This is a genomic window from Ornithinicoccus hortensis (assembly GCF_006716185.1).
GTDB classification, from domain to species: Bacteria; Actinomycetota; Actinomycetes; order Actinomycetales; family Dermatophilaceae; genus Ornithinicoccus; species Ornithinicoccus hortensis.
In genome coordinates this window covers 3,925,916-3,935,242 of sequence record NZ_VFOP01000001.1, presented here as the reverse complement: position 1 = coordinate 3,935,242, position 9,327 = coordinate 3,925,916, and the positions used below count along the sequence as shown (strand labels likewise).

Annotated in this window: 6 protein-coding genes; 1 reads left to right on the top strand and 5 read right to left on the bottom strand. The window is 68.1% G+C overall.

Going from position 1 to position 9,327, the window contains the following annotated elements; translation table 11 throughout:
- From FB467_RS18355 to FB467_RS18345, 3 genes are all read right to left on the bottom strand, one after another.
- The coding region (locus FB467_RS18355) for a bifunctional glycosyltransferase/CDP-glycerol:glycerophosphate glycerophosphotransferase (RefSeq protein ID WP_141786378.1) at positions 1-2,547 on the bottom strand (2,547 nt) is incomplete at its 3' end.
- 13 nt (positions 2,548-2,560) lie between these two features.
- Positions 2,561-4,438: a glycosyltransferase family protein gene (locus FB467_RS18350; RefSeq protein ID WP_141783265.1), complete on the bottom strand. Its 1,878-nt coding sequence runs from the start codon at positions 4,436-4,438 to the stop codon at positions 2,561-2,563.
- A gap of 13 nt (positions 4,439-4,451) precedes the next feature.
- Entirely contained in the window at positions 4,452-5,351 is a 900-nt protein-coding gene (locus FB467_RS18345) for an SGNH/GDSL hydrolase family protein (protein ID WP_141783264.1), read from the bottom strand.
- Between the two features lie 111 nt (positions 5,352-5,462).
- Here FB467_RS18345 and FB467_RS18340 point away from each other — a divergent pair, with 111 nt between their 5' ends.
- A complete protein-coding gene (locus FB467_RS18340) occupies positions 5,463-6,611 on the top strand; it encodes an LCP family protein (protein ID WP_141783263.1) in 1,149 nt (382 codons plus the stop codon).
- A 5-nt stretch (positions 6,612-6,616) separates the two neighbouring features.
- Here the strand turns inward: FB467_RS18340 and FB467_RS18335 are convergent, their stop codons facing one another.
- Positions 6,617-7,483 carry an MraY family glycosyltransferase gene (locus FB467_RS18335; RefSeq protein ID WP_141783262.1) on the bottom strand — a complete coding sequence of 289 codons (867 nt, stop codon included), beginning with the start codon at positions 7,481-7,483 and terminating at the stop codon, positions 6,617-6,619.
- Positions 7,480-9,294, bottom strand: a complete 1,815-nt coding sequence (locus FB467_RS18330) for a nucleoside-diphosphate sugar epimerase/dehydratase (RefSeq protein WP_228393378.1) — start codon at positions 9,292-9,294, stop codon at positions 7,480-7,482. The genes FB467_RS18335 and FB467_RS18330 overlap by 4 nt, the downstream gene beginning before the upstream one ends.
- Positions 9,295-9,327 lie beyond the last annotated feature (33 nt).

Here is a 9,327-nt window from a genome sequence, read left to right as displayed (position 1 = left end):
TGCATAGAGGATCACGCGCGCGTCGGCCGGGATGCCGTAGTGGGCCCGCGCCCGTTGGCGTGCTGCTTCGCCCTCGGCCAGGACGGCGTTTCGGGGCTGCTCGGTGACCAGGACCGGGCCGGTGTACCCGAGCCCGGACCGTAGGTCCCGCTCGGCTGCATTCGTTTGCGCGAGGAGAAGATCCCACATTGGCACCTGCCGACGCATGAGCCGGCGGTAGGTCAGGGGGACGCGACCAGGTGGGAGGTCCCAGAGAAGCCGTTTGATCGGTGTGCCGTGCCATGTCTGCAGGTAGAACTGCCCAGGGCGCTTGGTGAACCAGTGCGGGAAGTTGTTGTTGTTTATCAGCACGGTGGCGGTCGACAGCACCCGGTGCCAGTCCTCCGAGCCGATCACCAGTGGCGTCCCGCCCTCAGGAACGGGCACTGACAGGTCGCGCACCGACCAATAGAGGGGCACGTCGACGCCCGCCTCCCGCAACCCCCCGGCGATCGCCCCAGGGTTGTCTCCACACGTCTTGCCATTGAATGCCTCCAAGAGCACGGCCCGCTCTAGTGGCGCAGTCCGGTAGACCTCCCGCAGACGACGTTGGCCCAGACGCGATCGCTCGCTGAGTGACAGCGGGGGGCTCACGGTGACCGAGACGGCCGTGGTGCCGGGATGCCACCGGGCTGTGATGCGCTGGATCGGGCTGTTGGACTCGATCGGCCCCTCGCGGAGCGCGACTCCCGGCCGTGCCCACCCGGACAGTGGGCCACCGTTGGCGGCCCACCTGACGAAGTAGCCGTCGCTGGGGAGTGCCGCGCCGTCCGTCACCCTCAGCGTCGCCTGGAAGGTACCGTCCTCCTCAGGGGTGGCCGCGGAGGCGAACTCTCGCGAGGAGGTGACCAACCCGACTCGCAGCTCTGGAGTCCCCGGGCCCGTCGTGCCCGAGAGCACGATGCCGGCGCCGTCAACTTGTACGTCGTCGATCAGGACGTGGGCAGAATCGCTGGCCGTCGACGCCGCGTCGCCCCCGAGGTCGGCAGGATCCGCTGGGGGGAGGGTGAGCGAGAGTGGCACCCTCCAACGCGCCCCTTTCCACGTCAGGTGGACCTCGAGCGTCAGGTCCCTGGGCGGGCCGGGAACGGGTTGCCATGATGATGCGGGTGCTCGCACAGTGAAGCCGCCGGTGCGGTACGAGCGCCACGGGTCTCCAGACTCGATGTCAATGGTGTCGTCGGTCCTGGCCTCAAGCGGCAGTTCGTGCGCCTGCAGGGCGTCCTTTTGAAGGACCCGGATTGTGAGTCCTTCGGTGTCGCCTGCCAGCCCCGGCACGTAGGCGTAACCGTCGATCTGCACCTCGTCGGAGGAGACCCACTCCGTTCGTTGGATGCCGCCGACCGCGTGAACCATCTCGGGAGGAACCACCATCAGCGATGGAGCCAGCGGAGTTCGCAACCGTTCCACGACCTCGAGATCGGCTTGGAGGGTCGTGCCGTCCACGACGGTGAGTGGGACCGCCGAAGTGTCCTCGGCTCGGGTGCCGAGGATCTCTTCGACGTCGCCCCGCACGCCCGCCGCCGCACAGTTCGCCAGGAGGCGCTCCCACACAGGGACAGAGGCCCACACTTCCTTGGGTGCCCGCTTCGCCAGCCACCCCGCCATGGCGCTGAACTGTTCCCAGTAGGCATCGTCAGCGGACGGGACGTGGACGGCATACAGCCCGAGGTCGCTGCCCAGCAGCCTGGCCCACACCTGGGCCTGTGCCACCGGTTGCGACTTCTCGAGCAGCGCGACCTCACGTCGGGCCACGGCGAACCGCTCGCGCAGGTCAGACAGGTTCTCCTTCTGCTGGGACCGGGTCTGCCGACCATCGGGAAGCCGCCACGAGTACACGTCGCGCGCGAGCAGGCTGAATTGCCGGGCATTCAGCGCGGCTCGCAGGGCAGGCTCACGGTCCTCGTAGTTGCCCTCCTCTGAGAACGGACCGACGTGGCGCTTCCAGAAGGACATGCGGAACAGTCGGTTCCAGATCACGACCTCGTCGAGCACCTGTGGGCAGGCCTCGACATCGACCGCAGGGAGATCCTTCTCGTGGATGCGTTCCACCAGGCGCGGCCGGTGCTTGCCGTCGGCCCCATGCCGCTGGTAGCCGCCCACGACCATGTCGACGCCGCGGCGGCGCAGTGCCGCTGACATGGCGCTGTAGGCGCCCGGGAGGACCTGATCGTCTGCGTCTGCGAAGGCCAGGAAGCGCCCTTTGGCCGCTGCGACTCCGAGATTGCGGGCCCTGCCCGGGCCCCGCCCGTCACCGCCCGTGCTGAGATATCGGACACGACGGTCTCGGGCAGCGAGACGCTTGACGGTCGCTACCGAGTCGTCGGTGGAACCGTCGTCCACGACGATCAGTTCCAGGTCGCGCAGGTCCTGGTTGAGGACACTACGGATGGCCGGCTCGAGGAGTGTGCCCCCGTCCCGGCAGGGCATCACCACGGACACCGTCGGCTTGCGGAAGCGGCGGACGGTCGCGCCAGCCAGTTTGCGCGCTGCGTGTGCCGGATCCATGAGCCTGCTGCGCTCAGATCAGGACGTGCTCGACGGAGGATCCGTAGGCCACGACCCGGCCGTTGGCTAGCAGTTCCATGTGGCTGGCGTCCCAGGTGTGCCCGTCGGGTCGGCGCACCTGCACGAACCCGTAGCGGTCCGAGGCGTAGACCTTGCCCCCGGCGGCGACAATCCTGCCCAGAAGGTCAGTGTCCTCGCCCCTCGTCCGGTCGGCGAACCGGAACTCCGACGCGACGTCTCGGGGCATCACCAGGGTGGGGCCCATGACGAGGTGGGTAAACCGGCTCTCCATCGTGCCGAAGCGCAGTACCAGGGCGTCCATGTCGGTGATCAGCATGTGATGGGCGTGCTTGCCCACCACGTCGGCCCCGGAGAAGTCGAGCGCGCGGAGCTGGTCGGCGAGGTAGTGCTCGGAGTAGAGGTCGTCATCGTCCATCTTGGCGACCACCTGGCCATCGGCTGCGTCGATGCACTGGTTCAGGCACTGCCCGAGGGATACCTCCGCCCGGGCGGTGATGAGGACCACGTCCGTGAGGCCGAGAGCCACGGCCTCAGTACGCACGTCGAAGTCGGGCTCGAAGCCGTGGGTGAGCAGCACGAGTTGGGGGCTGACCTCCCGCTGCTTCGCGACGGTCTGCACGAGGGCTCGGAGGTGCTCGGGCCGCCTCGTGGAGCAGATGACCGAGATGCTCGGGTCCTCGACCCGGTGCTGGGCCAGCCCCACCGCCTCGAGCAGGCCGTCGACGCGGTGGCGGTAGGTGTGGGAGGCGAGCACCCGGCGGGCAGCGAGGTGACCGAGCCGGTCTCCCCACTCGACGTTGCCGGCCAGTGCGCGGATGGTCCACTCGGCCTGGTCCCGTTCGGTGACAGTGAGAACTTCGTCCGGCGGGAAGATCTCGGCGATGGCAGGCGCGGGGGTGGAGACCACAGGGGTCGCGCAGGCGGCGAGTTCCAGCACGCGCCGGGGGCACATGGTCTTGCTTGAGGTGACCGAGTTGACGTTGAGGAAGGCCTTGAACTCCCGGTAGGCGGTCAGCATCTGCCGGTAGGACAGCGAGCCGACGACGTACTCGTCCATGGGGGAGGGGAACTGGTATCGCTCGTCCCCACCCCGGAAACGCGAGAAGATCTCGAGCCCGGTCGGTAGTCGGCGCGACACGGCAGCGGCGGCGCCGATGAGCAACTCCATCTGCTCGCGGCGCTCCGGGTACTTGTGCGCGAAGTAGGTGCCCGCGAAGGCCACGTCGCGCCGGGCGTGCCCGGCGGGTCGCATGGGGTTGTGCACCCAGGAGGCCGCCCCGAAGGGCATGACCGAGACCCGCTCATGCCCGAGCCGTGCCTGGTAGTCGGCCACCACTGCGTCGTCGGTGGTGAGCACGTGGTCAAACAGGGATGCCGTGTCGATGAAGTCCTCGAAGTGCACCGGGTCTTCCTTGTTCCAAAAGACCGTGGGCACATCCTGGTCGCGGCACCATGCCACGAGGTCACGCAGTGCCTGGCTCGGTGCGTTGGGACCCGTGAGGGCGTAGCGCCACGCGCCACCGCTGCCGGCCCAGGCCGACTCGACGAAGAGCAGGTCGGGTGGTGAGGACATCTCCTCGCGCCATCCGCTGGGCGTCAGCGCGGTCTGGTCCCACTCGTAGCCGAAGGCCAGCTCGCTGAAGTCGTCCAGAATCACGCCGACGCGCAGCGTGCGCCGTGGGGGCCGCTCTGGGAGGGGCCACTCCGTCACCTGCCGGTCGCGGCTGAGGCTGACGGCTTCCTCCCGTGCGGGGGTCGGGATGGGCCCGCCGACCGCGCGCACCCGCGCCCGGTTCGTCCGCCACTGGCGGATGCCGCCCTTGCGGAGGTGCCAGAGCTGGGTGCGGACTGAACTCAGGGTGTGACCCATGACGCCATCCTGTCTACTCGCCGCCCAGCAGCTCGGACTGCACGATCTCCGCCCACCGGCCCGCGCCATAGATGTTGACCGACAACGGGTCGCGGACCGAGACGGTGGACCATACGATGCCCTCTTCCTCGAACACGGCTGCCACGTCGATCGTCTCCGCGTCGCTGTCCTCTGTCCACTGCCGTGTCAGCTCGTCCAAGGGAGGCTGGCCGTCCTGTCGGGGCGGCTGGATCACGACGCGAGTGTCCAGGTCGCGGTCCTGCGTCAGGGATTCCCACAGCGTCTGGAGCTCGTCGGTGATGTCCTCCTGGTCGTTGGAGCGACCGAAGTTGAGGAGCACTACATCCGGGTCCTCGGGCAGGAGTGCCCCTAGTCGGTTGGCCGCGTAGCCCGGTGTATTGCCGATGTGGCTGGCGTTGTAGAGGGTGATCCGGGGCTCACCCAGGCCGAGAGTCTCGGGTCCGAGATAGAGCGTGGGGTCGCCCGTCGAGGTGGCGTAGACCTCCACGGCGTGCGCGCCCGACAACTGTCGCGCCCAGGCCAGCACCCAGTCCGCGGGGTCCACGCCGGTCTGGTCCCCCAGCACGACCACGGTGAGGGCCTCGCCGTCGGCATACCGCTCTGCCAGAGTTGGCTCGGGTTCCGGCTCGGGTGTCGTGGTGGGGCTGGCGGTCGTCGGTGTGGTGTCCCCGCTACGAGTGCTCGAGGGCGTGGCGTCGGTCGGCGAGGGAGTGGTGGGGCTGGATGGCGGCGTGGTTGGTGCCGCTGTCGCCGCGGTCTCGGTCGTTTCGCGGCCCAGCAGCCCGGACCAGCCTCGCTGCGAGGTCGAGATCACGACCAGGGCAATGATTGCGATGTTGAGGATGATGAAGCCGAATCCCAGGGCTGCCCCCAACACCCGGCGCGTCGTCATGCGGGCCATTGTGCCAGTCGAAATGGTTCCGGGCCCACGTCGTGGAACGGTTGGCGTGGTTCACTGTTAGCCGCAAAAGCTGGCTTGCCCTCTCGGCGTGAAGGAGATCCGATGACCATTGCCCGTCGACTCGGCATCCTCGTGCTCGTCCTGTGCCTCGGGCTGGTGACCGCCTGCGGTGACAACGACGACAACTCGACCCCGACAGGGACCGAGGGCCTGGCCGCCCCCACAACGGCCCGTCGGGCGCCTACGGTCGGGACCACAACCTCGGATAGTGCGCCGACCACGCGTGGGTCAGCGACAGCGACCGACGACGGCAGCGAGACCAGCCAGTCGCAACCGGTGGAGACAACAGAGGACGAGCGGCCGGCCGACCCTACGACGACCGATGAAGACGACACGGACGAGGAGACCCCTGGCTCGGCGGAGGAGTTGCCCGAGGGTGTCGTCACTGCGCTCGTCCTGGGCTCGGACTCGCGGGAGAACGACTTCAGCGGCAGGTCGGACGTCATGGTGCTGGTGCAGCTCTCGGCGGACCGCGAGCACCTCAACCTCGTCTCGATCGCACGTGACTCGTATGTCGACATCCCTGGACACGGCAAGAACAAGGTCAACGAGGCATACGCCATGGGTGGCATCCCGTTGGCCAGGGACACCGTGTCGGACCTGATGGGTGGGCTGGAGATCGACTTCGTCGCCCAGACCAACTTCGACATGTTCATCGCGCTCACCCGTTGGATGGAGGGCTTCTGGGTGGACAACACCCACGAGACCAGAGTCACCGTCGAGTCCACCGGGCGGCAGATCGTGTTCGAGGAGGGCAGGATCTTCCTGGAGAACACCGACGGCCTGATCTACGTGCGGGAACGCAAGACGATGCCGCTGGGGGACCTCGACCGGACCGAGCGGCACCGGGCGGCGCTCGTGGGCATGATGGACCGTCTGGTCGAGATCCGGGAGGAGGAGCCCGAGAAACTGCAGGAGCTCCTGCCGATGCTCTACCAGAACGTCAAGATCGACGGCGACCTCACGCTGGAGCAGTTGATGACGATGGTGGACCTGGCGTCCGACATCGATCCGGAGAACATCACCTCGTTGATGGTGCCGGTGTCCCACTTCGGGATGACCGACGGCGGAGCATCCATCAACGTGCTCGACTCCGGTCGCACGAAGGAACTGGGTGACGCGCTGCGCCGTGGTGACCTGTCCAGTTATGTCGACAAGTACGGGACGTCCTACGCACTCACCGGTGGCTGAACGGCTCAGACGCTCGCAAGCAGGTGTGCCCCGGCCCCGCAGGCGAGTGCCAGCCCGGCATACAGCAGTGCCACGCGGGTGTGACTCCACCCGCGATTGTGGACCAACCGCTGGTACAGGTGCTCCCGGTGCGGCTGGGTCACGTCCTCGCCCCGCAGCGCACGACGGAGCAACGTGACTCCGGTGTCGGCCAGGTAGGGCAGCAGCGGGGCGAGCAGCAGCCACCCGGACCCGCCAGTGACGCGGTCGTTGACCACACTGGCCGCGATCAGTGCGCCGAATAGGTAGCTCCCGCAGTCACCGAGGAACATCCGGGCGTGGGGTACGTTCCACGGCAGGAAGCCCGCCGCGGCAGACCCGGCGAGCACGAGCAGCACCGCGGTGCCGTGCGAGGGCCCGAAGCACACTGTGATGGTGGCCCACGCGGTGACGGTGAGCCCGGTGATGCCGTTGATGCCGTCCATGAAGTTCACCGCGTTGATCAGGACGGGGAAGGCGATCGCCCCGAGCAGCAGGCTTCCCGGGCCGTCGAGGACGGCACCGAGCGCGGCACCGGTCAGGACCTGGAGGAGCAGCCGGGGTAGAGGGGGGAGGTCCCACAGGTCGGTCACCAGGCCGAGGAGCGCCATGGCCACGGCAGCCGTCAGAGCCCACCACGGCACTCCCATGCCCAGCCAGTGAGCCCCGGCCGCACACACCACGATCGCGATCAGGCAGGCGATGCCCCCACCCCGGATCGTGGGGACGGTGTGCGACGAGCGGTGGTTGGGCACGTCCATAGCGCCGTGCCGGTGCAGGACCGACAGCACGGCGGGCGCGAGCGCGGACGTCGCGAGGGCGGTGCTCAGCGCCAGGAGGACCCACCTGGTCATGCCTGGCGGATCACGTTCTCCACGGGGATCGAGCGGGCCCGCAGCCACCCCACGAGGTCATCGACGCTGGCGGGGTCCACCAGTTGCAGGTTGAGGGGGTCGAGGCTGGGGACGGCGACCGACAGGACGAGCGGGTGGCTCGTGACCCGGCGGTCAGCCGCACCATAGAGGTCCTCCGACATCTTCTCCGCAGGGCGCAGCCCCGTGTAGACGATGTCGATGTCTCTCCGGCCCGACATGCTGATGAGCGTCTGGGCGACCTCGGTGATCTTCACCGGCGTCCCCATGTCGAGCACGAGGACGTCACCGTCGGTCTCCATCGAGGCCGCCTGCATGACCAACTCGCAGGCCTCGGGGATGAGCATGAAGTAGCGCTCGACCTCGGGGTGGGTGATCGTCACAGGGCCACCCCGCTGGATCTGCTCGGTGAAGATCGGCACGACGGAGCCGCGAGATCCGAGGACGTTGCCGAACCGGACGGAGACGTAGCGGCCGGCGTGGGAGTCGGCGTAGTGCGCCGTCATCCTTTCGGTGACCCGCTTGGTGTAGCCGAGCACCGAGGTGGGGTTGGCGGCCTTGTCGGTGGAGACGTTGACGAAGGTGCCGACCCCGTTGGCCGCCGAGGCCGAGAGGACGTTGAGGGTCCCGAGGACGTTGACCGTCCATGCCTCCCGGGGGAACCGCTCGAGGATCGGGAGGTGCTTGAGGGCTGCGGCGTGGAAGACGACGTCGGGGCGGATCCGGGTGAAGACACGGTCGACCGCCTCGGCATCCCGAATATCGGTCAGGAGGAGGTCGTCCCCGTCGACGAATCCGCGCCCCTTCAGCGAGAGCTGGGTGGCGTTCAGCGCGGACTCGTCGCGGTCCAGCAGGAACAGCCGCTCGGGGTTGAACCGCTGGATCTGGCGACAGAGCTCCGACCCGATCGAGCCGCCCGCCCCGGTGACCACCACGACCTTCCCGGTGAGTTGGTCACTGATCGCCCCCTGGTCGAGTTGGGTCACCCGACGGCCGAGAAGGTCCTCGAGGTTGATGTCCCGCAGGTCGGAGACGTGCGGGTTGGCGTCCAGCAACTTGTTGAGGGTCGGCAGCACCTTGACGGTCAGGTGGGCCTTCGCCGCAAGTTCCTTGATCTCCCGCATGAGGCTCGCGTCGGCCAGAGGGATCGCGACGGCCAGGTGCGTGGCGTCATAGCGCTTGGCCACCCGCATCATGGCGTCCCTGCCGCCGCGGACCGGGACGCCCTCGACCTTCAGCTTGCGCTTGCGCCGGTCGTCGTCCAGGAACGCGACGGGACGGAACGACGCCTGGTCGTCCTCGACCATGTTGATCAGCAGCCGTCGGCCCAGGACGCCGGCGCCGTAGATGATCACGTTGGCTCCGACGTCCCGGCGCACCGCCGCCCGCGAGCGCCAACCGCGCACCACGGACCGCCACGCCAGCATGAGGAGGAGCGCTACGCAGCCAGCGACGGCAGGCACCGAGCGGGGGACGACGAACGGATCGATCCAGATGACCCAGATGGCGAGTGCGAGGGCGGTGAGGAAGGCGGCTCGGGCGACCGAGATCACCTCGTCGAAAGAACCCCGCAGGTGTTTGATGAGGTAGGGGCCGAACACCATGCCGAACACGATGTGGATCACGGCGGCCCACACCGCGATGGTCCAGGTTTCGGGAGAGAAGGCACGGGTGTAGTCGTAACCGACCCGCATAAAGACGATGCCGACGATGGCAATCGACCACGAGGCGCCGTCGGCGATGGCCCACATCGCCTGGATGACCGCCTCGGGGGTGCGCCGGAGTCGTGTCATGGCACACCTCCGGAGACGACGGCAAAGAACCGG

Bases quoted from the DNA above. Each gene is read 5' to 3' on its own strand.
- FB467_RS18350 (WP_141783265.1), bottom strand. From the start codon at position 4,438: ATGGGTCACACCCTGAGTTCAGTCCGCACCCAGCTCTGGCACCTCCGC.
- FB467_RS18345 (WP_141783264.1), bottom strand. From the start codon at position 5,351: ATGACGACGCGCCGGGTGTTGGGGGCAGCCCTGGGATTCGGCTTCATC.
- FB467_RS18340 (WP_141783263.1), top strand. From the start codon at position 5,463: ATGACCATTGCCCGTCGACTCGGCATCCTCGTGCTCGTCCTGTGCCTC.
- FB467_RS18335 (WP_141783262.1), bottom strand. From the start codon at position 7,483: ATGACCAGGTGGGTCCTCCTGGCGCTGAGCACCGCCCTCGCGACGTCC.
- FB467_RS18330 (WP_228393378.1), bottom strand. From the start codon at position 9,294: ATGACACGACTCCGGCGCACCCCCGAGGCGGTCATCCAGGCGATGTGG.